The 26,010-nt window shown below is 44.3% G+C and carries 22 protein-coding genes and 1 pseudogene; 13 read left to right on the top strand and 10 right to left on the bottom strand.

The window, feature by feature from the left end; translation table 11 throughout:
* The first annotated feature begins 140 nt into the window (after nt 1-140).
* Complete coding sequence (locus RT422_RS07585; protein WP_313421853.1) at nt 141-1,229, top strand: sulfate ABC transporter substrate-binding protein; 1,089 nt, start codon at nt 141-143, stop codon at nt 1,227-1,229.
* 8 nt (nt 1,230-1,237) lie between these two features.
* Here the strand turns inward: RT422_RS07585 and RT422_RS07580 are convergent, their stop codons facing one another.
* The 4 genes and pseudogenes from RT422_RS07580 to RT422_RS07565 form a co-directional block, all read right to left on the bottom strand.
* Nucleotides 1,238-1,870, bottom strand: a complete 633-nt coding sequence (locus RT422_RS07580; protein WP_313421852.1) for a regulatory protein RecX — start codon at nt 1,868-1,870, stop codon at nt 1,238-1,240.
* Between the two features lie 105 nt (nt 1,871-1,975).
* On the bottom strand, nt 1,976-3,031 hold the full coding sequence (gene recA / locus RT422_RS07575) for a recombinase RecA (RefSeq protein ID WP_007115617.1): 1,056 nt from the start codon (nt 3,029-3,031) through the stop codon (nt 1,976-1,978).
* A 447-nt stretch (nt 3,032-3,478) separates the two neighbouring features.
* Nucleotides 3,479-5,110, bottom strand: a pseudogene (locus RT422_RS07570) (AMP-binding protein); the annotation flags it as partial.
* A 154-nt stretch (nt 5,111-5,264) separates the two neighbouring features.
* Nucleotides 5,265-6,095, bottom strand: a complete 831-nt coding sequence (locus RT422_RS07565; RefSeq protein WP_309596490.1) for a DegV family protein — start codon at nt 6,093-6,095, stop codon at nt 5,265-5,267.
* A gap of 327 nt (nt 6,096-6,422) precedes the next feature.
* On the opposite strand from RT422_RS07565, the gene RT422_RS07560 reads away from it, so the two are divergent.
* Nucleotides 6,423-8,528: an FAD-dependent oxidoreductase gene (locus tag RT422_RS07560; RefSeq protein WP_313421851.1), complete on the top strand. Its 2,106-nt coding sequence runs from the start codon at nt 6,423-6,425 to the stop codon at nt 8,526-8,528.
* A gap of 68 nt (nt 8,529-8,596) precedes the next feature.
* On the opposite strand, the gene RT422_RS07555 is transcribed toward RT422_RS07560, so the two are convergent.
* Nucleotides 8,597-9,379, bottom strand: a complete 783-nt coding sequence (locus RT422_RS07555) for a YbjN domain-containing protein (RefSeq protein WP_313421850.1) — start codon at nt 9,377-9,379, stop codon at nt 8,597-8,599.
* A gap of 284 nt (nt 9,380-9,663) precedes the next feature.
* Between RT422_RS07555 and ccmA the strand changes: the two genes are divergently transcribed.
* The 5 genes from ccmA to ccmE all read left to right on the top strand — a co-directional run bounded on the left by ccmA (nt 9,664) and on the right by ccmE (nt 12,796).
* A complete protein-coding gene (ccmA, locus tag RT422_RS07550) occupies nt 9,664-10,326 on the top strand; it encodes a heme ABC exporter ATP-binding protein CcmA (RefSeq protein ID WP_313421848.1) in 663 nt (220 codons plus the stop codon).
* Nucleotides 10,327-10,337: 11 nt separating this feature from the next.
* Entirely contained in the window at nt 10,338-11,006 is a 669-nt protein-coding gene (locus RT422_RS07545) for a heme exporter protein CcmB (RefSeq protein ID WP_007117161.1), read from the top strand.
* A gap of 105 nt (nt 11,007-11,111) precedes the next feature.
* Nucleotides 11,112-11,903: a heme ABC transporter permease CcmC gene (ccmC, locus tag RT422_RS07540; protein WP_313421847.1), complete on the top strand. Its 792-nt coding sequence runs from the start codon at nt 11,112-11,114 to the stop codon at nt 11,901-11,903.
* Nucleotides 11,904-12,016: 113 nt separating this feature from the next.
* On the top strand, nt 12,017-12,226 hold the full coding sequence (ccmD, locus tag RT422_RS07535) for a heme exporter protein CcmD (RefSeq protein ID WP_007117159.1): 210 nt from the start codon (nt 12,017-12,019) through the stop codon (nt 12,224-12,226).
* Between the two features lie 84 nt (nt 12,227-12,310).
* Entirely contained in the window at nt 12,311-12,796 is a 486-nt protein-coding gene (gene ccmE, locus RT422_RS07530) for a cytochrome c maturation protein CcmE (protein ID WP_040404183.1), read from the top strand.
* Between the two features lie 219 nt (nt 12,797-13,015).
* Here ccmE and RT422_RS07525 read toward each other — a convergent pair whose 3' ends face one another.
* On the bottom strand, nt 13,016-13,351 hold the full coding sequence (locus tag RT422_RS07525; RefSeq protein ID WP_313421846.1) for a hypothetical protein: 336 nt from the start codon (nt 13,349-13,351) through the stop codon (nt 13,016-13,018).
* A gap of 573 nt (nt 13,352-13,924) precedes the next feature.
* Between RT422_RS07525 and RT422_RS07520 the strand changes: the two genes are divergently transcribed.
* The gene (locus RT422_RS07520; protein ID WP_313421845.1) at nt 13,925-14,809 is read left to right on the top strand and encodes a neutral zinc metallopeptidase; all 885 of its coding nucleotides are present in this window, start codon (nt 13,925-13,927) and stop codon (nt 14,807-14,809) included.
* A gap of 123 nt (nt 14,810-14,932) precedes the next feature.
* On the opposite strand, the gene rho is transcribed toward RT422_RS07520, so the two are convergent.
* Nucleotides 14,933-16,201, bottom strand: coding sequence for a transcription termination factor Rho (rho, locus tag RT422_RS07515; RefSeq protein WP_060994528.1), 1,269 nt, complete (start codon nt 16,199-16,201; stop codon nt 14,933-14,935).
* A 406-nt stretch (nt 16,202-16,607) separates the two neighbouring features.
* Nucleotides 16,608-16,931 (bottom strand): thioredoxin, encoded by a 324-nt coding sequence (gene trxA / locus RT422_RS07510; RefSeq protein WP_007117153.1) that lies wholly within the window; start codon nt 16,929-16,931, stop codon nt 16,608-16,610.
* 494 nt (nt 16,932-17,425) lie between these two features.
* Between trxA and RT422_RS07505 the strand changes: the two genes are divergently transcribed.
* The 5 genes from RT422_RS07505 (at nt 17,426) to RT422_RS07485 (ending at nt 23,228) form a co-directional block, all read left to right on the top strand.
* Nucleotides 17,426-18,949: a Ppx/GppA phosphatase family protein gene (locus tag RT422_RS07505; RefSeq protein WP_239743272.1), complete on the top strand. Its 1,524-nt coding sequence runs from the start codon at nt 17,426-17,428 to the stop codon at nt 18,947-18,949.
* A gap of 125 nt (nt 18,950-19,074) precedes the next feature.
* Nucleotides 19,075-19,884, top strand: coding sequence for an acetyl-CoA carboxylase carboxyltransferase subunit alpha (locus RT422_RS07500; RefSeq protein WP_096489378.1), 810 nt, complete (start codon nt 19,075-19,077; stop codon nt 19,882-19,884).
* 100 nt (nt 19,885-19,984) lie between these two features.
* Nucleotides 19,985-21,433 carry a tRNA lysidine(34) synthetase TilS gene (gene tilS / locus RT422_RS07495; protein ID WP_313421844.1) on the top strand — a complete coding sequence of 483 codons (1,449 nt, stop codon included), beginning with the start codon at nt 19,985-19,987 and terminating at the stop codon, nt 21,431-21,433.
* A gap of 217 nt (nt 21,434-21,650) precedes the next feature.
* Nucleotides 21,651-22,490 carry a pyrroline-5-carboxylate reductase gene (gene proC, locus RT422_RS07490; protein ID WP_284034795.1) on the top strand — a complete coding sequence of 280 codons (840 nt, stop codon included), beginning with the start codon at nt 21,651-21,653 and terminating at the stop codon, nt 22,488-22,490.
* 105 nt (nt 22,491-22,595) lie between these two features.
* Nucleotides 22,596-23,228, top strand: a complete 633-nt coding sequence (locus tag RT422_RS07485; protein WP_284034794.1) for a YggT family protein — start codon at nt 22,596-22,598, stop codon at nt 23,226-23,228.
* A gap of 32 nt (nt 23,229-23,260) precedes the next feature.
* Here RT422_RS07485 and RT422_RS07480 read toward each other — a convergent pair whose 3' ends face one another.
* Nucleotides 23,261-24,913 carry a phospholipase D-like domain-containing protein gene (locus tag RT422_RS07480; protein ID WP_284034793.1) on the bottom strand — a complete coding sequence of 551 codons (1,653 nt, stop codon included), beginning with the start codon at nt 24,911-24,913 and terminating at the stop codon, nt 23,261-23,263.
* Nucleotides 24,914-24,923: 10 nt separating this feature from the next.
* On the bottom strand, nt 24,924-25,733 hold the full coding sequence (locus RT422_RS07475) for a hydroxymethylpyrimidine/phosphomethylpyrimidine kinase (protein WP_239743755.1): 810 nt from the start codon (nt 25,731-25,733) through the stop codon (nt 24,924-24,926).
* Nucleotides 25,734-26,010 lie beyond the last annotated feature (277 nt).

Here is a 26,010-nt window from a genome sequence, read left to right as displayed (position 1 = left end):
ATTACGGGCTTTTTATTCATCTAAGGAATAATGAAAGTATTAAATATTCCAAGACAGTATAAATAAAAATCCTTACTATATTTTCAATCATTAAGCCATTACATATTTAGCTTGGCACCTTGAAAACTTATGAGGAAAACATGACAAACGCGACCCAAAATCACCCATTCACCACCCGTACGCAATTTAAAGGCAAAGTCTTGGCATTAGCCGGTATTTCAGTGATGGCAGTGGCAAGCTTAACTGCCTGCCAAAAAGCTCCGCCCAAAAACGAGAGTGCAGCCAGCGCTTCAGCCGCTAACGGCAATGGTGTATCTTTGCTAAACGTATCTTACGACGTATCCCGCGAGTTGTATAAAGAATACAACCCGATTTTTACGGGGCAGCAAAAACAAGCCGTCACTATCCAGCAGTCGCATGGCGGCTCAAGTAAACAAGCCTTAAGCGTGGCCAATGGGCTTAAAGCGGATGTGGTGACCATGAACCAAACCTCAGATGTTGACTTGCTGGTGAAAAAAGGCTTGGTGGATAAAAACTGGCAACAAGCGTTTCCCAATAACGCGGTACCTTATACCAGCACCATGGTACTATTGGTCCGTAACAACAACCCCAAACAAATCAAAGACTGGGATGACTTGGCAAAACCCGGTGTCAGTATCGTGATTGCCAATCCAAAAACCAGTGGTACAGCGCGATATGGTTTCTTGGGTGCGTATGGATATGGATTGCACCATTTCAATAATGACGAAGCCAAAACCAAAACGCTGGTGAAGCAAATTTTGAGCAATGTGGCAGTGTATGACAGTGGAGCAAGGGCAGCGACAACAAGCTTTTTACAACGAGAAATCGGTGATGTGCTAATTACCACAGAGAATGAAGCACAAATCACCAAAAAAGAATTTGCCGATAAAAACTTACAGATTATTTATCCCAGTTATTCGGTCAAGATTAATAACCCTGTTGCTGTGGTGAATGCCGTTACCGAGCAAAAAGGTACCACTGAATTGGCAAAAGCCTATTTAAAAGGTTTGTGGGATACGCCTGCCCAAGAGATTATGGCCAAGAATTATTTGCGCCCTGTGGATGCGGCGACTTTGGCAAAATACCAAAGCCAGTTTCCTGCAATTGCCACGTTTGAGCCAAATGAAGTTTTTGGTAGCTGGGATGAGATTATGAGCAAGTTTTTTAAAGATGGCGCAATTTTTGACCAATTGGCGGTAAAAAAATAGCCGTTGCCCTAGCGATTGGCTAGGGTAGTTAAGTCATACTTTAAGGCATCAAAACACACATCGGCAGCAAAGCCCCGATATTGCAAAAATCGCAGTTGACGGGCTTTTTCCTTAGGCTCTGTCGGGATGGCATCACCGTATTTTCGTACCCGTGCTGCCACCGCTTGGGCAAGCCAATCCACTTCATAGGCATCATCTAGCTGCTCATTTGGCTTGTCTGATTCGATATCATTGAGTGATAGATCCTCAAAAAAATCATTGTGCGTCTCAATCCATGTATTAATCGCACTGACCGAACGGACGGTGGTTAAGCCGTGTTTTTTTAACGTTTGCAAAATCCGCTGGGTACCATGCTGCTTGCCGATACCTTCTTTGATTAATGCAGATGTCATACGCTCATCGCTTTGATAGCCTTCTGCTTCAAATTCGCTCAAAAGCGCTTCGATAGCCGCCGCATCACATCCTTTAGCCAGTAGTTTGTCCCGCAGCTCTTTTTTAGACTGCTCACGCCGCCCAAGATAATAAAACGCCAGCCAGCGCATATAGCTCTCAGCTTTAAGCTTGTCATGGTAAGCTTGGCGTTGTTCATCAGTCATTAACTGATTTTCGATAGTTTCTAACAAGGATTTAGGATCTGGCATAGCGGTTTTAACCGTGACTAAAAAAAGCTAACAGGCTTGGGAACAAGTTGAACAGTATAAAAACAAAAACCCCAGTAAAAACTAGGGTTTTGGTTAGCTAGGTAGTTATTGCATACCTTCGACAAACTCAGGGGGTTCAACGTCATGCGCTTCTTCTGGCACAGGTTCGACATTACCAAGCTTAGCAGCGCGCACTTTGGCTTCAATCTCTTGGGCGATTTGTGGGTTTTCTTCCAAGAATCTAATGGCGTTGGCTTTACCTTGACCAATTTTACTGTCATTGTAGCTGTACCAAGCGCCCGATTTTTTGACCGCATCAATATCGACACCCAAGTCAACCACTTCACCTAAATGATTGGTACCTGTCCCATACATGATGTCAAATTCTGCTTGGCGAAACGGCGGCGCCAGTTTATTTTTGATGACTTTAACGCGGGTCTCAGAGCCGACGATGTTTTCACCGTCTTTAACCGCACCAATACGACGAATATCCAAGCGCACCGACGCATAAAATTTAAGGGCGTTACCACCGGTTGTGGTTTCTGGCGAGCCAAACATGACACCGATTTTCATACGAATTTGGTTAATGAATACCACCATACAGTTAGAGCGTTTGGCGTTACCGGTGATTTTACGTAACGCTTGGCTCATCAAACGCGCTTGCAGACCCATGTGGCTGTCGCCCATCTCGCCTTCAATCTCTGCGCGCGGGGTAAGGGCGGCGACCGAGTCAACAACAATCATATCCACCGCACCTGAGCGCACTAGCATATCAGTGATTTCAAGCGCTTGTTCACCGTTGTCAGGCTGCGTGACAAGTAAAGCATCGACATCAACGCCCAATTTTTTAGCATAAATAGGGTCTAGCGCATGCTCAGCATCGATAAAAGCACAGGTACCGCCTTGTTTTTGACATTGGGCGATTGCTTGCAAGGTTAAAGTGGTTTTACCCGAACTTTCAGGACCATAAATTTCGACGATACGACCCTTTGGCAAGCCGCCAATGCCCAGTGCAATATCCAAACCCAATGAGCCTGTGGAGACTACATCCACGTTGATTTTTGCTGACTCATCACCCAGGCGCATGATAGTATTTTTACCGAATTGTTTTTCAATTTGTGATAAAGCGGCAGTTAAAGCTTTGGCTTTATTGTCGTCCATAAGGACTCCTTGTCATAAAAAAGGTTGATAAAAACGGGAACAATTTAAAAGTAGGGATAAGTTAAAAAAGAAGTGAGTTGATAAGGCTATAATAACAAAATATATGAAAAATTATAGGGGTAAATCACTGATATACGACATATATTGTCGCTTATGATTGTTAATAATTAATTAAAAATAACATGAGAAAATCTCTATATAAATGGGTGTTTTTTGGGTGTTTTCAAGGCATATGTTGCAACAAAAATCCCCACTGACAAAGTGAGGATATGCAATACGAGTCGCCAATATTGAGGCTTAGTACGCCGCATCTTCTGATGAATCATCGGGTGGGGTTTGGGTGTTGCTAGCTGTGGCAGAGCTAGGCATGGCAGTGCTCGGATTGGAGTCGGCTGTCGCTGCCAAATAGCTTTGCGGATGATGGTGAGTGATTTTTGCTTCTTCATGCGCCAGTGAGCGTGCCGCTTGACGTAGCTCAAATTTTTGCACTTTACCCGTCGAGGTTTTTGGAATTTGCGCAAAAATAATATGTTTGGGCACTTGAAAACCTGCCAAATATTTACGGCAATGGGCAATGATGTCTTCCCGATCTAGCGTCGAGCCTTCGCGGATTTCGATAAAGGCTACCGGTACTTCACCCCATTTGTCATGTGGCGCAGCAACCACCCCACAGCTTTCTACTTCTGGCATACGATACAGTACGTTTTCTACTTCAATACTTGAGATATTCTCACCGCCCGAGATGATGATGTCTTTGAGCCGATCCATAATTTTGATATAACCATCCGAGTATTTGACGCCCAAGTCACCGGTCTTAAACCAGCCACCGTTAAAGGCTTCTGCGGTGGCCTTACGGTTTTTTAGATAGCCTTTCATCACCATATTGCCGCGGATAGCAAGCTCACCAATTTCGCTACCATCAGCTGCAACTGGGTTGGTGGTGCCTTGTTTGAATACATCAAACCCCGCTAGCAGATGTGAGTTCATGCCTTGGCGGGATTTTTTTTGCGCGCGTTCACTGACAGTCAAATCATCCCATTCTGGGCGCTCGACACACAGGGTGACAGGGCCATACACTTCTGTCAAACCGTATACATGTGTGATTTTAAAGCCCATTTCTTCCATTTTGACAAGCAAAGACTCAGGCGGTGGTGCGCCTGCAACATTACAACGTACTTCATGTTGGATGGCTTTTTTCAGCGCTTCATTACCATTGGCAATCATGTTATGCACGATAGGTGCGGCGCTATAATGGGTAACTTTTTCATCGCCAATCAACCGTAAAATCAAATCAGCATCAATTTTGCGTAAGCACACATTGGTACCCGCACGCTCGCCAATGCTCCAAGGAAAGCTCCAGCCATTACAGTGAAACAAGGGGAGCGTCCATAAATACACAGGATGCTTTGGCATATCCCAATCTAAAATATTAGAGACGGCATTTAAGGTGGCACCACGATGGTGATACACCACACCTTTTGGGATACCTGTGGTACCTGATGTGTAATTGAGCGCGATGGCATCCCATTCATCAGTTGGTTTTTCCCAGTTGTCTAAGTCGGTTCCTGAGGCGATGAATTCTTCATACGTCATGTTGCCAAACTGTTCAGTGGGCGTGACCGCAGGGTCGGTGGCATGAATGATAATTAAGTTAGGAAATGACTCTTGTACCAGCGCAACATGCTGTTCAAACTCAGTATCGACAATCAATACTTTCGCTTCACTGTGCTGTAGGCAAAAGACCAAAGCATTGATGTCCAAACGGGTATTTAAGGTACATAGCACACCACCAGACATCGGTACGCCAAACGCGACTTCAACCATAGCTGGGGTATTGGGCAGTAGCACTGCAACAGTATCGTCTTTATCGATACCTAGTTTTTTTAGGGCATCCGACATTTTGCGGCAGCGATTATAGGTTTCGCCCCAACTTTGACGTAGGTCATTGTGCTCATAATCTTTATACACAATCGCCGTTTGATCGGGATAGATGCTAGCAGTACGCTCAATAAAATCAATGGGAGTAAGCGGGGTATAGTTGGCAGGATTTTTTTCCAGCCCTGTATGGAAGTTTGGCATAACGACATCCCTGTAGTTAACAAATAAACGCCTTTATCATAACAAGGATTTTGACGAAATCCTATATCTCAATCTGCTTTTTCACAAATATAAAAAATGACAAAACAGATAAGCCTTCACTGTGTTTTACAAGCGAGTACAACACAGTCAGGGTTTAGTCTTCGACAAATACGCAGCCAAGGGTGAACACACCGATATTTGCTATAGAGACACTGGCGGCAGGAAGAACTTCGGTTTTAGCATAACCGCGTAACGATAAATAGTTAAGTAGTGACTTGGTATGAGGGTTTAAATTGCCGCTAAGCACATACATTTTACCTTTTTTGCCATTGGCGGCGGTGATGATAGCATCGGCGAGTCGCTCAATACATTTTTCAAAACTACGCACCTTTTCAAAGGCGACTATTTGACCTGAGTATTCGACTTTTACAATCGGTTTAATACCGAATAAATTGGCAAAAAAGCCGACTGGGGCTGAAATACGCTTGGTACGAATCATGCCTTTAAGGTTATCAACTGCCAAATAGATATGGATTTTATCGCGCAGGCGGTTGATTTCGGTGATGATTTGAGGGATTTCTGTGCCTTGTTTGAGTAAGCGTGAGGCTTCTTGTACAAGAATCGCTTCGCCATGTGAAATCGTGCGTGAATCATAGATATAAATTTTCATGCGATGACTAAACATGGAGCTGATATTGAGCAAGTTTTTGTAGGTCTGGCTTAAAGAAGAGGACAAACAGATGAATAAAACTTCTTGCACGTCTTCTTTGATGAGCTGATAAAAGAATTCAATGAGCTGATTTTCAGTGGGGGCAGAGGTACTGATGTCGATATTGGGGGTATCGAGTAGAATACGCGATAAACTGTCTAAGCTTAGGTTTTGTCCATCTAGATAATTGGCACCGCCCATATGGATATTCATTGGCAACATTTTGACATTTTCTGGAATGCCAAGGTCGTCAAGACAAGACGTAGACGTGCTCACAATCATTTTCTTCACAGTAATTTCCCTCCTGTTGTACTTTTATCCTAGCGTGATATTAACATTGTCGCAAAAATAAGCATGATTTTTTTGTAGACTCATCGGGACAAAATTTGCCTTATCCTTTCAAAGATGACTATTTATAATAGGTTGACCTATTTTTGGTTTGATGTATGCTTAAGGTATGTTGATACAGCTACATTGCTTGACCAAATTGACGAATTCCCACATTGAAGAATTGATTATGAAAACGAGCTCTTTGACAAAGTGACAAGATTAGTTCCTTAATGTGACCAAATAGTGAAAGGAAATTACTGCCAAGGATTATTTATGTCAAATAACAGCCAGATATCTACTCATAACACCCATTATCCGCATATTTTTGAACCACTGGATTTAGGATTTACCACGTTAAAAAATCGTATTGTGATGGGCTCGATGCACACAGGGCTTGAAGATCGGTTTTTTAACTATCCAAAGCTAGCCGCTTATTTTGCCGAGCGCGCTAAAGGGGGAGTTGCCATGATGATCACGGGCGGTATCTCGCCCAATCATGAAGGTTGGTTGGTGCCGGCAGGTGGGACGCTCAATCACAAAGGCGATGTGATAAACCATCGTAAAGTCACCAAAGCTGTGCACCAATATGACTGCAAAATCATCTTGCAAATTCTGCACAGCGGTCGCTATGGTTATCATCCATTGGCGGTATCAGCCAGTCCCATCAAGTCGCCTATTTCACCCTTCAAACCCCGTCAAATGAGTGAAAAAAATATTTTGGCGACTATCAAAGACTATGCCAAAACTGCCAAACTTGCAAAAATGGCGGGCTATGATGGTGTCGAAATCATGGGTTCAGAAGGCTATTTACTCAATCAGTTCTTAAGCAATCACGTCAATCAGCGTACCGACCAATGGGGTGGTAGTCTAGAAAACCGTATGCGTTTTGCGCTCGAAGTCATCAAAGCGATACGTGCGGCGGTGGGGGAAGCGTTTATTATCACCTTCCGTTTGTCGATGATTGACTTGGTGCCCGATGGCAACACCATGCATGAAGTCATTACCATCGCCAAAGCCATCGAAAAAGCTGGCGTGACTATAATAAATACGGGCATTGGCTGGCATGAGGCGCGTATCCCGACCATCGTCACGTCAGTGCCACGCGCAGCGTTTGCTGATGTGATTGCTGAAGTCAAACGCCACGTGAGTATTCCTGTGATTGCTGCCAACCGTGTCAATATGCCAGAGACTGCCGAGCAGCTGCTGGCAGAGAACCAAGCTGACTTGGTGCAAATGGCGCGTCCGTTCTTGGCAGACCCAGACTGGGTGGCAAAAGCCAGTTTAGGACAAACTGACTTAATTAATACCTGTATTGGCTGTAACCAAGCATGTCTAGATCATACATTTGACAATAAACGCTCAACCTGTCTGGTCAATCCCCAAGCCTGTTATGAAACAGAACTGGTCTATAAACCTGCCAAAAAAGCCAAAAAAATTGCCGTAGTGGGCGCAGGCATGGCAGGCTTATCAGCAGCGACGGTCGCCGCCAAACGCGGTCATCAGGTCACCTTGTTTGAAGCACAGGATAAAATCGGCGGACAGTTTAACTATGCCAAAGTGATTCCAGGTAAAGAAGAGTTCTTTGAAACCATCCGCTATTTTACCAATTTGGTGGACAGTTTAGATATTGAGCTCAAACTCAATCATAAAGTAAGCAAAGAGGAACTAGAGTCAGGTCAGTTTGATGATGTGATTATTGCCACAGGCGTTGTGCCACGGGCGCTTGACTTTGAAGGGGTAGAGTTGCCGCAAGTGATGAGCTATGCCGAATTGCTATCGGGTCAAAAAGTTGCAGGTAAGCGAGTCGCGGTGATCGGCGCAGGCGGAATTGGCTTTGATGTCAGCGAATATTTAACATCCACCCATGTTAAACCGTTTGAAAAAGATGCCCAAGGCAAGGTGATTTATCAACCCCATCCGCAAAGCGTAGCCTCATGGAAACGTGAGTGGGGGGTAGACACCAACCCACACTATGACAGCGAAGGTGGACTGGTGAAACCAGAGCCCATTACCCCGACCCGTGAAGTGTATTTGATGCAGCGTAAAAAAGGTCGCTTGGGGGCAGGTCTCAATAAAACCTCTGGCTGGGTGCACCGTGCTCATATCAACAAGCATGGCGTCAAACAGGTGAGCGGCATTGGCTATGAGAAAATTACCAATGAAGGCATTTGGATTACTAACCCAGACGGTCATAGCCAATTATTGCGCGTTGATAGTATCGTTATCTGCGCGGGGCAAGAATCGGTCAATGACTTAATGCCTGCGGTGGGTGATGACTTGACAGCGCAATATCACTTAATTGGCGGGGCAAAATTGGCAGGCGAATTGGACGCCAAACGTGCCATTCGCGAAGGTGCGGAAGTCGCTGCCATGTTGTAGCAGCTTTTACTATGTCATAAAAAAGGCGATGAATGAATTTCACCGCCTTTTTTTATGTCGACCGCGTATTATTGAATGGCATCAGATGCCAAGAAAAAATTGCGCGACTGCTGAGAGTCAATCAGCTTGTCTACAGCACCTTGCAAATCGTGCGTAGTGTGCGGCTGCTCAATCATCTCGCGAATGGTGTCATACAGCCGTGAAAACAACGAGAAATTACTCTGTAGCAAATAACTCATAATTAGCTCGCTCACCCCCGTCACCTCTAAATCAAGCGACGTCTTAAAGCGCAGCTCGCCATCCATCACATCCATTTCCAAATTGCCAATCATCAAATCATAATTCAGATAAGCGAGCATGGCGAGCATCTCTGGGCGATTGGCTTCAGCAATCGCAGTAGGATAAACACTGTACACCGCAATCAATTGCTGCTCACTAAAAAAACGAATCATACAACCCCAATGCCGCTCTTTATCTGACACTTGCATCGTATAATGATGAATACTTTGCTCATCTTGCTCGCTGGCCGGGTGATACATAAATTGATAACCCATACTGGCTAAGATATGCTCTATATCATCGGGAGTAATCGGTTGTAGCTCTAATTCGTCATCTGACTCGGGCGACTCACTAGCTAAAAGTGGTTCATCTTGTAAATGGCTATGTTCATCAAACGCCGCATTGATTAGATTTTTGGCAAAAGGCTGATAGTCAGTAGCATCGCTATGCTCGCTTGTCTCAGCATAATAGCCAGAGTCAGTTTTTTTATCGGCTACAGGGAGTGACGCTGGTTTTTCAGCAGTAAACAACAGTTTTAGGCGTTGCCATAAACGCTTCGGATTTTTGGACATTGATTTCACTTACCCAACAAAAAATAGCTAAAAATAGAAAGAAAAACGAAAAGCAGAACAGTTAAAAAACAAAAAAGTTAACAAACGGGTTGGCAAAACTTTGACGCTATCACCAAGCTTTATATGGATACTTTATATTGATAATAGCAAAGACCTGTCGCAAGTTAGTATATAATAAGCTTTCTACACAACTTTAGCCAATTATCTATACAATGGGTATAAGGCTGTGATTTATCAATTTAATCTGTTATCTATTTAATGACTTGCAAATTTTAACCAATGCTATGCCAAATCCAATGCCCACTACTATGCCTATCTCGGCGACCAGTTCGCTGCTAAACTGTCAAAATGTCACCATACAACGTGGCGAATTTCCGCTGTGTGAAGCGGTGAATTTGGTGCTAAACCGTGGCGATATTTGTCATTTGGTGGGTAAAAATGGCACCGGCAAAACCACATTTTTGATGCAGCTTGCAGGGTTGATTCCTGTTTTGACCGGTGATATCAGCTGGCAGGGCAAGGCAGGACTACCTGTGCAGCCATTTTATGTGGCGCACCAATTGGGTATTCATTTGCAACTCACCGTTGAGCAAAATTTGCGATTTTTGTTAGCCTTGTATGGCATCAAACCAAGCGCAGATGCCCTTGAGCAAGCACTCGATTGGGTTGGGTTAGCAGGTTATGAGAAAATCAACTGCTATCAACTCTCGGCAGGGCAGACGCGCCGCGTGGGTCTGGCACGCTTGCTGTTTGCGCTGGAGTATGTAGCACAATTTCCTTGCTGGCTACTTGATGAGCCGCTGACCGCGCTTGATGTCAATATGATTGCCAAAATTGAACACTTGATGCAGGCATTCGTTCAGCGCGGCGGGGCAGTGCTCATGACCAGCCACCAAACTGTCGCCGTCGCCAACAAGCAATTAGATTTAACTTTGTATATGGTTTAGGGGCAACTGCAATGATTGATTTTTCTGCCCTGTGGCAACGTGAATGGCAAATAAAGCAGCAAAATAAAGTGCAGTGGTTATATCCGTTAGTGTTGTTTTTAATTATCATCACCTTATTTCCACTGGCGATGGGCACCGAGCCAAAATTACTGCAGCAACTGGGCGTGCCTGCGGTATGGATTGCAGCGTTATTGTCGCTGATTATGGGTATGGAAAACTTATTTCGCCCAGCCCTCGATAACGGTACACTGGCGCAATTGGTTGTCGCTCGTGCCTCGATTCCCACTTGGGTACTAGTACGGCTCATCGTGCATTGGCTAACCAGTGCGGGTATGGTGTGTCTGCTCGCATTTTTAGCGATGCCGCTTTTTGGCTTGACCAGCCAAGCAGCCATTGCCCTGAGTGCTTCTATTTTGGTGGGCAGTCCGATTTTGTTGTGCTTATCAGCGATTGCCAGTAGCTTGACATTATCGCTAAAAAACGGCGCGGTGTTGGTGCCATTGATTTCGTTACCGATGCAGCTCCCTGTGCTGATTTTTGCTACGGGGGCAGTGGGGCAATTTGCCATGGGGCTGAACGGTTATCCGATTTTAGCACTATTACTGGCGGGCAGTATTTTGGCAGTCATCGTCACGCCTTTTGTGATTGCATTTTCATTAAAACTGGCTTGGTTAAGCTGATGATTTTTAGATGAAAAAATCCCCAAATACCAGTAAAATAAGCGAACAAATATCTTATTGTTGATGGCTTACATTCATTTTAGAAAAAAAAGCAAGGCGCATTCCATGGCAGAAATTACCCCAAACGTTGGCAAAAATGGCTTTTTTTCTCGCCTTTGGCAAGGATTTCTTAAAACTGTTGGAACCAAAGAGTTTTATCGTATTTTTGCCCCTTGCGTGAGATATTTAGCTGTCATTGCTGCGCTGCTATTAGCGGTGGGTGCCGTTTGGGGATTAGCGTTTGCGCCACCCGACTATTTGCAAGGCAATAGCTACCGTATTATCTTTATCCATGTCCCCACTGCCAGTCTGGCCATGTCAATTTATTTGGGTATGGCAATTTTGGGGGTGATTTTTTTGGTCTGGAAAATTAAAACCGCCAATTTGGTTGCCCAAGCGATTGCGCCGATTGGCTTTATTCTTTGTGTGTTAAGTCTACTTACAGGCTCTATCTGGGCAAAACCTACCTGGGGCACATACTGGGTATGGGATGCGCGTCTGACTTCCATGTTGATTTTGGCGTTTTTGTACGCAGGCGTGATGGCACTATTTGCCGCATTTGAGCATACCGCCAGTCGTGGTAAAGCGGCGGCGATTTTATCGATTGTCGGTGCGGTTAATTTGCCGATTATCAAATATTCTGTCAACTGGTGGAACACCCTACACCAAGGCTCGACATTTACCGTAACTGAGCGTCCAAAAATGCCGCCTGATATGTATATGCCGTTGTTGCTGATGATGTTAGGCAGTTATTTTTTGGTGGCTGCGCTTACCATCTATCGTACCAACACTTTGATTTTGCAACGCGAAAGTAGCAAGCAGTGGGTGATTGATGAATGCAAACGGCTATATCGTTAAAGTATTATTGCTAAGCTTATCCTAGCTAAAGTTGTCGCCATTTAACTGGCGATAGCTTTAATTCTATGGCTTTAATCGATTATCTAAACCTAAATCCAAATCTGAGGTCACCAATGAGCCCGTATTTTCATAATGTTGCCGAGTTTATCGCCATGGGTGGGCATGGTAGCTATGTGTGGTCAACTTGGCTACTGACTTTACTAGGCATTGTCGCGCTTGTCTTTTTTAGTCGTAGTCAGCGTAAAGCGACCTACCGAGATATCACTACCCAGCAGGCGCGCCAACAACAGCGTCATCAGCGTACAGCTAAGGGCAGGGGATAATAGTATCTATCGGCCTAATCGGTGTTATAATAGACAAGTAGCCCCGTAGGGTGTGGTTCATCAAAAGTGAGATGAAAAAAAGCGATGAATAAAGTACGACAAAAAAAATTAATGTGGGTGATGGCAACCTTATTTGGCGCAATCATTGCTGTCGTCCTTGTAATTTATGCGGTAGGACAACAAACCGACTATTATTTTGACCCCACAGCCATTAGTCAAGGCAAGGCACCTGAAGATACCCGTATCCGAGCAGGGGGCATGGTCGTGCGTGGTAGTGTCGAGCGAGATAGCACAGACCCGCTCAATGTCAAATTTAAAATCACCGATTTTAAATCCACCGTACCGGTATCTTATAAAGGCATCTTGCCAGATTTATTCGCCGAAGGTTCGGGCGTGGTAGCCACAGGTTCGCTTGAAGGCAATACCTTTGTAGCAAGCGAGGTACTAGCAAAGCATGATGAGAATTATATGCCGCCAGAAGTAGCAAAATCATTAAAAACCCAGCATCAAGCCAATGGCACGGATGTCAACCAAGCGCAGTTTATGCCGGCTACCCCTGTTAAGCAATAAAGTGAATTAACTAAAAAGTCACTTAGCTAAAAAATTAATTAGTTAAAAAATCAGCTGGCTAACAAAGCAAGGTAGCTGAAAAAGTGGGCAATTGACCCACTCTTTTAGTGTCTAGATGATGTTAAAAAATAATGTGAAAAATTTTGTGCCATACAAAATCTTTAACCATAAAAAAAGGAAACCGCTCGGGTTTCCTTTTTGTTCAGTTTAAAAAACTGATTATTTTGCAGCAGATGCAGAAGCGTCAGCAACGGTTGCAGCAGCAGAAGCGGCAGCGTCAGCAACTTGGTTGGCAGCGTCAGCAACAGCAGAAGCTGGTGCAGCAGCAGATGATGCAGTGTCTACAACAACAGTAGAAGCGTTAACAGTTGCAGCAGATGCAGTTACTGCAGGTGCAGAAGCTTCAACAGTGGTAGTAGTAGTTGTTGATGAAGCAACAGTAGTTGAAGCAGTGGTAGAGGCAGCAGCTGGTGCAGCTTCTTCTTTTTTGCTACATGCAGTCATAGCTAAAGATGCAGCAACTAAACTTGATACAGCGATTAATTTAACGTTCATTACGTGTTCTCCTAAAGAAAATAACCCCGTATTCACTCGACGATACTCTAAATAAAGAGTTTATTTAGAATTAAAGACACACGGGACATGAAACTGGCAATATTGTAGCGGAAACTTAGTCAAGATAGAATAACTTTCGCATAAAAAAATATAATAAATCTGATAAAAGGTTGTAACAAAATAACACCGCAATCACAAATACAACTTTTTAGATTTATTGATATCGCACGAAAAAGATATCTTTTTTAGCTTTTCGCGGAAAATGACGTATTATACGCATAAAAATATGGCAAAGATATCTTTATTTTTGTAAATTTACAAAATTTTTTTGTTTTAGCGGTCTATTGGATATAGTTAAAAAATAATTTTTTATGGTGATAATTGCTTAATCTTAATGAGATTTCTAAAGCTTTGATGGGTAGATAAGTTACATTAGTTGCATATTATTAGGGTTTATTTTCAAAAATCTGTATAAAACTACGATTTCACACAGTAATTTTTAGACAAAATGCTACAATGCCAAAATAACCATACGATATATAAAAGCAAGACGAGATTTGAGGAGGTAGTGGTATGAAGTGGGAAGATCGTGGCGGTAGTTCAAATGTATTGGTCAGCGGCGGTAAAGCTGTGGGCGGCGGTATTGGTAGTATTATCATTGGGTTGATTTTGTGGCTAGTGTTTGGTATGAATCCCATGACTGCCATGCAAACAGGTTCTGCAATCACCGGTGGAAATAGTAGCGGGCAACAAACCCTTGACCAGCAAACGGCCGACCGCGACCAAAAATTCGCCTCAGTGGTGTTAAAAGACACGGAAGAAGTGTGGAGTCAAATTTTTAGTGAAAACAATATGCAATACCAACAGCCTAAATTAGTATTATTTAATGGTATGGTACGTTCGGGTTGTGGTAACGCTTCTTCAGCGACAGGGCCTTTTTATTGTCCTGCTGACCAACGCATCTATCTTGATACCAGTTTTTTCCAAGAAATGCGCCAAAAATTGGGTATCACAGGTGACCAAAATGGCTCAGGTGATGCACAAAACCAAGGTAAAGCAGGTGACTTTGCACAAGCTTATGTGATTGCTCACGAGGTGGGTCACCATGTACAAAATCAGTTAGGTATTAGCCAAAAAGTAGATGAAGCCAGTCGCCGTGCCACTGAAGCACAAGCCAACAACTTATCAGTGCGACAAGAACTACAAGCGGACTGTTTTGCGGGTGTTTGGGCAAACCGTAACCAACAACGTGTTCAATTCTTAGAGCAAGGCGATATTGAAGAAGCGATTAATGCGGCGCAGCAAATCGGTGATGACCGTTTGGCCCAAGCCAGTGGTCGTGCCGCTGTCCCTGATAGCTTTACTCATGGTACCAGTCAACAACGTATGACGTGGTTTTCACGCGGTTTAAAATCGGGTGATATCAACCAATGCGATACTTTTAGTGGTGCAATTTAAGTAGCGGTGCGATTTAAGCCCAAAGGACGCCAATAAAAAAGACACCAACAAAAAGCTCAACACCAGGTTGAGCTTTTTTATTTTTATAAGTCAGCTAATTAAAACGATTAGGAGTTAACACAATTAAGATTTATCTTTACGCGTCATTTGCTCAAAGAATTCATCATTGGTTTTTGAGTCTTTAAGTTTTTCTAGCAAAAACTCAGTGGCTTGTAGTTCATCCATGGGGTGTAGCAGTTTGCGCAGAATCCATACTTTGCGTAGCATCGCCTCATCCATCAAACGCTCTTCGCGGCGAGTGCCCGATTTTTTGATATTGATGGCAGGGAATACCCGTTTTTCGGCAATGTCTCGCTCAAGGGTAATTTCTTGGTTACCTGTCCCCTTAAACTCCTCATAAATTACCTTATCCATGGTACTGCCTGTGTCAATCAAAGCGGTTGAAATAATGGTCAAGCTACCGCCTTCTTCGACATTACGCGCGGCACCAAAAAAGCGTTTTGGGCGTTCTAAGGCATTGGCATCCACCCCACCAGTCAATACCTTACCCGATGAAGGCAATACAGTATTGTAAGCGCGGGCAAGGCGTGTGATGGAGTCAAGTAAAATCACCACGTCTTGTTTGTGCTCAACCAAGCGTTTGGCTTTTTCAATCACCATTTCGGCGACTTGCACGTGGCGGGTTGGCGGCTCATCAAACGTCGATGCGACCACTTCACCACGCACCGTACGCTGCATTTCGGTCACTTCTTCAGGACGCTCGTCAATGAGCAGCACGATGAGATAACATTCTGGGTTATTTTTGGTGATGGATTGCGCGATAGATTGTAGCAGTACAGTTTTACCTGCTTTTGGTGGAGCGACGATAATCGAGCGTTGTCCTTTACCAATCGGGGCAATCAAGTCAATGATACGGCCGGTTAGGTCTTCTGTGGTACCGTTACCAAGTTCTAAGCGAAGCTGCTGGGTAGGAAAAAGAGGGGTTAAATTTTCAAAAATCAGTTTGTGGCGAGAGCGGTCTGGGGTGTCGAAGTTGATTTCGTTGACTTTTAATAGGGCAAAATAACGTTCAGAATCCTTGGGTGGGCGAATCGTCCCAGCGATAGAGTCACCCGTCTTGAGATTGAAACGGCGAATTTGGCTCGGACTCACATAGATATCATCGGGGCCTGCTAGATAAGAGCCTTCCGACGATCGTAAAAAACCAAAGCCATCGGGCAAAATCTCAAGCACGCCATCCCCATAGATAGCTTCACCGTTTCGGGCATGGGTTTTTAAAATAGCAAAAATGATATCTTGTTTGCGACTACGGGCCATGTTTTCTAGACCCATTTGCTCGCTAATCAACAACAATTCAGCAATCGATTTTTTTTTGAGTTCAGTCAAATTCATAGGTAAATCATCAATAACTAATTTTGAACCACCTCAAAACGTGAGTCGAGCAAAGGCGCTGCATCGTTTTAAGACAGTAGGGTGTGAAGAGAATATAAAGAGAAAAAAATAGAAACGTTTGAAATGATTAACTGAGCGTTGCAAACAGACAATACCAACTACTAAACCAAATAATAGTAAATGCCTGCTAACGTAACGTTAAGCATATCGATAAGATAGTTATTTTGTGAGACACACTATACGACTTGACATATTCATTTGTCAATGTATGGGCATAAAAAACCGCGATTTTTTTACTCACAAGTATCAAAATCGCGGCGAATCTCACTGGTAATTATCAAAAAAATATACCGTTACCAATATAAAAATTCAATTTAACCTACGCTAGTGATTCTTACCCTAGCGATTATAAGTGTTTGTTGATAAGGGCAGTCAATTGGGCTTTTGGTTGCATGCCCATAGTGGCATCCACTTTTTCACCGTTTTTGAACATAAATAAGGTAGGGATACTACGGATACCATATTGTGCGGCTAGGTTTGGATTTTGGTCAACGTCGATTTTAACGATTCGCGCTTTACCCTCAAATTCTGAGGAAAGCTCGTCTAATACAGGGGCGATGGCTTTACATGGACCACACCAAGTTGCCCAAAAATCAACCAATACTGGGGTATCTGATTGTAATACTGCTTTTTCAAAAGTACCTTCATCGGCATGAATAACTGAAGACATAGTAACTCCTACGTGTTGATGTTGTTAACTGTTAGGTTTTGGATTACGGTTAAGTAATGACCCAAACGCTTGTTTTTGCCCAGTGCTTGTTTTTGCCTAATAAAAAAATCTTAATATTGGATACAATCAAACAGTGATAGAAACAATGATAGGATAATGAAATCTATTAAACAGACACCCAACGGCAAATTAATTTATAGTGATTATTATGATAGGGTCATCTTAGCATAACACAACCCCAAAACAGGGTATGGCTATGGTTAATTGTTTTGATAGTTATGATAAGAAACATTAATGGTATCTAACTAATCGTATCTAAATGATTGTAACGATAGAATTTTTTAGAAAATATTAAAGTCAATTTTTTTCATCAATGGACAGGTATCGCGGGAGGCAAAAGTTGCAGTTGCAATAAAATGGCTTTTACTCAAGGGTGAAAATGCGTAAAATGGTGTTTAATCGAATTATTGACTTTAACCAACATTAAGTGAAATATGCCTGACTTACTTGCTAACAACGAACTTATGGCCGCCATTGATATTGGCTCAAATAGCTTTCATCTAGCCATCGCGCGGTTGGACCATGGGGAAGTACGAAAATTAGCATCAATGTCAGAAAAAGTGCAGCTTGCCGCTGGACTTGATGAAAACAACTATTTGTCGCTTGAGGCACAAAAACGCGGGCTGGATTGTTTGACCCGTTTTGTTGGACGACTAGACGCTGTCTCACCACAGCGGTTACGGATTGTGGCTACCAATGCCCTGCGCCAAGCCAAGAATGCGGATGAATTTATTCGACAAGCCAATTTAATTTTACCCAAACCCTTGGAAGTCATTGCTGGGCGAGAAGAGGCCCGTTTAATTTATTTGGGAGTTTCTCATACCAATGCCAGTACCGATAAACGTTTGGTGATTGATATTGGGGGTGGTTCGACGGAGTTTATTATTGGTAAAGGCTTTGACCCGATTTTGACCGAAAGCCTACAGATGGGCTGTGTTGCCTTTACCAAATCCTATTTTACTGATGGCGCTATCACCGAAAAAGCATTTGAAAAAGCGATTGCTGCGGCGAGAAAAGAAGTGCTTGGTATTAGCCGCTTGTACCAAAAAACGGGCTGGGACAGTGTCACGGGCTCAAGTGGTACGATTAAAGCGGTCAATCAAATTTTGGTGCAACTTGGACTTGCCGATGAAAATGCTCGTGTGACCTACAGCGGTGTCAAAGAAATCCAAAAATTACTGATTAAAGCAAAACATATCGACAATATTGATTTTGCCGACATTAAAGACACCCGTAAAGCAGTGTTGCCGGCTGGTGTCGCGGTGCTGTTGGCGGCGATGAATGTTTTGGGCATTGATACGATTTCTTATTCAGATGGTGCGCTGCGCGAAGGCGTCATGTACGATATGCTCGGGCGTTTTGCCAGTGAAGATGTGCGCGATCGCAGTGTACAAGCCTTGATGACGCGTTATTCGGTGGATAGAAAACAAGCAAAACGTGTGGTAGGTACCGCGCAGCAGCTGTTTGACCAAGTGAAAAACCGCTTGGGGCTTGATGAAGAAGACGCGGATTTACTTCGCCGTGGTGCCTATTTATATGAAATTGGTCTTGCCATCAGCCATAGTAGCTATCACAGGCACAGTGCCTATTTGCTGGAAAATTCGGATATTGATGGGTTCTCACAAGTCGATAAAACACGCTTGTCGCAGCTAGTGATGCATCATCGCCGTAAATTAAAACCTGATAGTTATGATGAAGTCAAAATGGTCGGCGGTGACAATCTGGTGTATTTAACCCTGATTTTACGCCTAGCGGTACTGGTGCATCACAGCCGTAGCAAACATGATACGCTACCGATTCAGCTAGCGGCTAAAGATAACCATACTTGGGAAGTTTCGGTAAATTTAGCCGATGATAACGCAAGTCTTGTGCTATCAGATTTGCAAGATGAAATTGATATTTGGCAAAAGTGGGGCATGAGCTTATCCGTTGCCACTTATGAGCCAGCTATTGGGTAAGTAAATAGTTAGATAAACAGCTAAGTAAATAGCTAAGCAAATTTTTAAATTTTAAATTAAGAGCTTAGGTCTGTCATACGATATTAAGATGACAACAGTCGCAATAAAACAAGGGAATAACGACAATGAGTGTCTGGGAAAAAGTACAGCTTGCACGTCATGCAAAACGACCATTATTTTTGGATTATGCCAACCAGCTGTTCACGGAATTTGATGTGCTGCAAGGGGATCGCGCGTATGCCGATGACAAAGCGATTTTGGGGGGCATGGCGATGTTTAACGACCAGCCTGTCATGCTGATTGGTCAACATCGCGGTCGCAGCACCCGTGAGCGTATTGAATACAATTTTGGTATGGCGAACCCAGAAGGCTACCGCAAAGTAGTTAGACTGGTGCAAATGGCAGAACGGTTTAAATTGCCGGTGCTGACCTTTATCGATACCCAAGGCGCATATCCTGGCGTGGGTGCAGAAGAGCGTGGTCAAGCGCAAGCGATTGCCCAAAGTATTGCGGTATTTTCATCATTGAACGTCCCTGTGATTGCCACGGTAATTGGTGAAGGGGGGTCAGGCGGTGCACTGGCGATTGGCGTCGCTGATCGTATCAATATGCTAGAAAACAGCATTTATTCGGTGATTTCGCCTGAAGGTTGTGCATCGATTTTGTGGAAAACGGCTGAAAAAGCGCCCCAAGCCAGTGAGGCGCTGAAACTCAGTGCAGCAAATTTAAAATCTCTTGGCTTGATTGATGAAGTCATTGGGGAAGGCGAGGGCGCGCATATCAACAGTGATGTCGCTATGACCAACCTTAAAGCCACGCTTGAGCAACAGCTAGCGTTGCTTATAAAGCTGGATGAGCAAACGCGTCTGCAACAACGCTATGAAAAATTGATGAGCTTTAATTCTACGCTGTCCTTACCAAAAGCCTCTGCTTAATTGTCAGTGATTTAACCTATTTTAATGATCCATGGGCGTTTATTGAGGCGCCCATTATTTTATCTCACTGTTTTTCTCTCGCCGCATGAGCTTGAGCACTATGTCGTCTATCCCTATGCCATCTGTCCCTATGTCACCTGTCATTGAAGCGATTAAACAAAGTTATCAAACCCATATCAACCCGCACCCCAAGGCTGCCACTAGAATTTATATTGCGTGCAGTGGCGGGCGAGACTCGATGGCATTACTGTTCGCCTGTCAGCAGCTACAACTACCGATTCATGTGATTCATATCAACCATAAATTGCAAAAAATCAGTGATGACTGGCAACAACTGGTAGAAGGCTATTGCCACAAGCACCACATCGACTATGACAGCGTTTGTATCGATTGGCAATCGCAGCAAGTTTATGGAGCCGATAGCACAATCAGCCAAGAACAACAAGTCAATGAACAGCAAGCCAGAACCGCCCGCTATCGTGCCATCATACAGATTGCAGGCGAAAACGCTATTGTTGCCTTGGCGCATCACGCTAACGATCAGGTGGAAACCTTGTTGATGAACCTATGCCAAGGCACAGGGTTGGCAGGGCTGACAGGTATGACAGCGTTTGCGGTGCAACACGAATTTGGCACACCCATTTGGTTATGGCGTCCGTTGCTCGGGGTAACGCGTGATGAGATTAGCGACTTTGTAGCGGCGCAACATATCCCTCATGTCGATGATCCTACCAATTTTGGCGTAGCTAATCAGCGCGCTTTTTTACGTAATCAGATTTTGCCACTCCTTGATGAGCGCTTTCATAAAGTAGTGCAAAATATCACCCGCACCCAGCAAAACCTGACTGAAGCGCAGCGTATAGTCGAGGAGCAGTATCAACAAGATTTGGCGCTATGCCAGTGGTCAAATGGCTGGACAAGTCATCAGCAATGTTTGCATATCTACAATCTAAAAGCATTGAGCCAAGCAAGACGCTTTAACCTATTGCATCATTGGGTCAAAGGCTCACAAAAATTTGCCCCCACTCGGCAATTGATTGTACAAATTGAGCAGTTACTACAATCAGCGCAAACAGACCAGCAAGCGATTTTGCAGTGGCAGGGGATTGAAATTAGAAAATACCGCGATACGTTATACCGTCTTGATGCCGATTATGTGAAGGCGATTTATGGCAAGTCAGATAACAAGGTATTAGCCAATTTGGCTGCTGATGTGGGATTATCTGTGGGGCTATCTCTAGAATTGGCGCTTGCTAGCAGAGCCGTGTTGCCCAATGAGTCTTTTCAATTATTGTCACAATCTTTTCACCAATCGTTTAAAAAACTTTGTCAACGATTTGATATTCCTAGCTGGGAGCGACAATTTGCCAAAGTGGTCATCATGAATGACGACGAAGAAAAGGTGCTCACGGCATCTCAAACACCGTCACGATTCGCTTTATTATTGCCGAATACCAGTGTTTGGCTGGCAGATGCCCGTGAGCTGAATTTGGCTACCCAAGCAGCTTGTCCGTGGCACTTGGTTTGGAGAGACAGTCTTGATAGTTAATGTCATTGATTAAGACTATCATGGACTGAGACTATCATGGATTAAGGTTATCAAACCGCCATGAATCGCTTGAATTTGCGCTATATACACCAATTTACGCTGTAAATTTGTCATCAAAATTTGCAGTAGGTATGGTAGACTTATTTGCGAATAATAGCGAGGGCGAACCCTTTAACTGCTTTCGTCACCCCACAAAAAATGACTACAAAGGACATCTATGGCAACCACAACTTCTCTTAATATCGCCTTTATTGGAGGCGGTAATATGGCATCGGCGCTCATCGCAGGGCTATTAGCAAAAGGTCAACCAACTAGCCTACTGCATGTGGTTGAAACCGATGCCGAGAAGTTAGCGGATTTTCACGCCCAAGGGTTAAATACTTACAATGCGAGCAATATCGACGATACCAAGCACGCCATCGAAAAAGCTGATGTGGTCGTGCTCGCTGTCAAACCGCAGGTCATTAAAGATGTGCTACTACCAGTCAAAGACAGCTGGGGCGAGCAAGTGGTTATTTCAATTGCCGCAGGGATTGGTACCGATAGTTTAGCCGAATGGTTGGGGCCGCAAGTCAAACTAGTGCGAGCGATGCCAAATACCCCTGCAATGATTCAAATGGGTGCCACAGGCTTGTATGCGACAGCCGGGGTTAGCGAGGCAGAGCAACAACTCACGCAGCAAGTGATGTCTGCAGCAGGACTGGTGTTATGGGTAAATGACGAAGACCTACTGCACGCCGTGACCGCTATCTCAGGGTCAGCGCCTGCGTATTTCTTTTATATGTTAGAAAATATGATTGCCACGGGTGAAAAATTGGGGCTGACCCAAACCCAAGCAACGGCTTTGGCGATGCAAACGGCACTGGGCTCAGCGCAGATGGCATTGACCAGTCATGATACGCCAGCTGAGCTGCGTCGCAAAGTGACCTCGCCCAATGGGACTACCCAAGCGGCAATTGAAGTGATGGATGGGAAAAAAATGCATCAAATTATTGCCGATGCCATGCTAGCATGTGAGCAGCGCTCGCGTGAGCTAAGCCAAGCGTTTGGCAAATAACTCGATTTGGCTATAACATTGGCTACAACAGCAAATTTTAATTAACTATCTTAACGGCTTATCGTTAACAAGTGTGTAAGCAGCAAATAAGGATAAAAACAGGGCATGACTAATCTTTTGGCAGGGTTGTTTGATATCGTCGTCGCGGCGGCGATGATACTGGTTTTCTTTCGATTTATGCTGCAGTTTGCTGGCATTACTGCAAAAGATGCGTTTGCCAAACCCATTTATCGTATGACACGCATTGTCGATGTGTTTGGACGTATTTTCCCAACCATAGGCGATGGCAGAATCAATACCGCAAGTTTGGTGTTGCTGTTTTTGCTGCGGATGATTTTTATTTGGGGCGTGCTTGGCATGATGCGCATTGATAGTCAAAATATTGGGCTGTTTTATATGCCAGAAGTGAACTTAGCCATGGTTGATTATCTATCGCGGCATTTTTCACCTGTCATGATGTTTTTTGTAGCGGCGGTGACCTTGCTGATTGATTTTTTAAGAATGTGTCAGTACATCATTATTGGCTCGTTTATCGGGGGTTGGGTGATGCTTTTTACCCAAAAAATGCCAGCGATTTTTGGACTGCTCACCCTGCTTAGTGAGCCAATTATTCAGCCATTTCGCAAAGTATTACCTGCCACAGGCATGCTTGATTTGGCACCTATGCTGGGTTTTTTCTTGATTATTTTGCTAGAAACCTTGGTGCAAACCGTAGGCGTTTATTTATTAACCCTCTAGTCTTTTCCAAACGACGATTAAATGATTAAGCTTTAAAGCAGTGGGCTAAACAGGCGAATAGCGTTGTCCAAGAATTTTGCCCCAAAGCTACGCTGCTGCCATCCATCGCGCTGTAATGGCTCACTTTGTTGCAGGTATTCATGCTGGCAAGTAAGCATTTGCTGGGTCATGGTACGATTATAAATCGCCATACTCACCTCCATATTCAGATAAAAACTGCGCATATCCATATTGACGGTACCAAACAAGCAATAATCGTCATCCACGCACAAAATCTTGGCATGTAGCAAGCCGGCGTTGAACAAATAAATCTGCACTCCTGCTGACAACAGCGGCTCAAAATAAGCCTGAGAGGCAAACCGTACCAACAGCGAATCTACTTTTTTGGGTACATTTAAAATCACCTTGACCCCACGCTTGGCAGCGGTAGTGATAGCGAGCAGCAGCGCATCATCTGGCACAAAATAAGGCGTAGTAATAACCACTTGTTTTTTGGCGGCAAAAATCGCACATACCAAGGTTTCGTAGATGACATGCCCGGTTAATTCTGGCGCCGATGGAATCAGCTGCAAACTGACTTGACTCACCGACGGGTAAGCTTGTAGGTCGCTTTGCAGCGGCAAAATGTTAAGCGGGGGCGGCTGAGGGACATGCGTGTTAGCGTTTTGACCTACACCGCGCGAGTTAGTCACGTGTTGTAATTTGTGATGATGCAGCTTTGAGGTGCCAATATACAGCGACTTGGTATAGAACGACTTGGTAAAGCGATTAACGATTTTTTTAAGGCCGGAAAAATTGGCGTTGGTTTCTGCGCTGATATCCGTGGTCGTGACAAGTGCCATGGCTTTCACCGAATTGACGTTATCATGACCTTCCACCCGTATCATGACATCAATCCATTTGCCCACATGCTCGTTTTGTTTGAAAAAATCGGGGTCGATTAAATTAAAACTTCCCGTATAGCCATAGCAGTTGTCAAAAATAGCCAGCTTACGATGATTGCGGATATCAATGCGTTTGACAATAGTTTTGAACAAACCTACGGGCAGCGATTCATGCACAAAAACACCAGCGTCTTTGAGTTTGTTTACCCACTGACTGCGAAAAAAAGCATGACTGCCAACGCTATCAGCGAGCAAATGCACGGATACGCCGCGCTGGGTAGCCGCCATCAACGCTTCCAATAACTCAATCACCCGGCCTTGTGGCGACACAATATAAAACTCCAGCAAAATCATCGTGTTTGCCGCACGGATATCGGCTAATAAACTGGCAAAAATAGCATCAGCGTCTGTCATCAGCGTCAGCGTATGATGGTCATACACGCCAAGCCCAGTTTTTAGTAGGGCGATATTGCTCAGTTGCCGTGCTTCAGTGTCTAAGTTTTTGGAAATTTCATTAAAATCAATATGCTGGGCATTGGCAAAGTCACGCAGTAATTTTTGCGCCATCAAACTGCGCTTACGGTACTGGTGCCCAATATTGATTTCACCAAATAACATATAACCGATGATGCCAACAACAGGCAGGGCAAATAACACCGCAATCCAAGCGATTGCCACGCTTTGGTGGCGCTGCTGTTGAATAACCCGCACCACTAGCCAAAGCGTGATGAGAAAATGGGCGATAACACCTAGCTGTAATAGCAACGTCTTGACAATCGACCACTCCAATAATAACCCCATTCTAGCTTGCCTAACCTAGCATTGAGGTGTAATGAAAGCGCTTGGGAATTCTTTGACCATGAGGGTGGACAATGTCAGCGACTTTCAGCACGTGTTGTATCCAAATATCTGCGCATTGTACCGCTGTCACAAGCTCATCACCCAGTGCCAAACGACCTGCGATATAACTTGCCAGACTACAGCCTGAGCCATGATATTCACCCGCCAGTCTTGGCAAAATCGCTTGATAGGCTAGTCGGCAGGTTTGGTTGTCATTAACGTATAAATACTGCTCGATACCAGAGGCTTGGCTATCGTGAGACGTCTTGACTAGCACTGCTTTGGCACCTTGTTGACACAAATCTCTGGCGGCGTCGTGTAGATTGTCGATGCCTGTCAAATCACGTAGTTCAATGCTGTTGGGGGTCATTAGGGTCGCAAAAGGGGTCAACTGGGCAAAGGCAGCCACCAAAGTGTCTTTGTCACCTAAAGCACCGCCACTGTTGGCCACCAGTACCGGGTCAAGCACATACGGCGTATCTTTTGCAATACTGCCATCGCTGAAAAGCTGCGCGAGCATTGCAATATTGTCAGTGGTGCCAAGCATCCCCGACTTGATAGCTTTGACAGGCAAATCATTGAGCACCGCCAGTGCTTGCGCCCTTACCAGCCCACTTGCGCATGCCTCAAACCCAAAAACTTGCTGTGAACTTTCAACGGTCACTGCAGTACAAGCAATCGCTGCATGACTCCCTGCTTGCCCAATCGACTCAATATCCGCTTGCAAGCCTGCGCCGCCTGATGGATCTAACCCCGAAAAACACAATACAGTGGGGCGCAGTGTCATGCTGGGTGCTAAAATAGGGGCAAGGGTAGCAGGGGTTGGCATAAGATTCTCACAGGCTGGTTATCAATCCTTATAAAGGATTAGTTAAATGGTTTTTTAATCATTAGTTTTAAACAGATTATCACATAACGACTGAGCCATAAACAGCGACTGGGTTATAGGTAGGCATGGTGCCATTGCAAAGGTGCTGCAATTATTCTCACATAATTTTTTTAAAAAGTCTTGCAAATTTGGATTGGTTTGTTATAATGCCCACCCACAATACTTGAGG

Origin of the sequence: Moraxella sp. CTOTU49803, from assembly GCF_032097965.1 — a bacterium.
GTDB lineage: Bacteria > Pseudomonadota > Gammaproteobacteria > Pseudomonadales > Moraxellaceae > Faucicola > Faucicola tetraodonis.
Note: the sequence above shows the minus strand (reverse complement) of the source record. Positions and strands in the feature narration are given on the sequence as shown.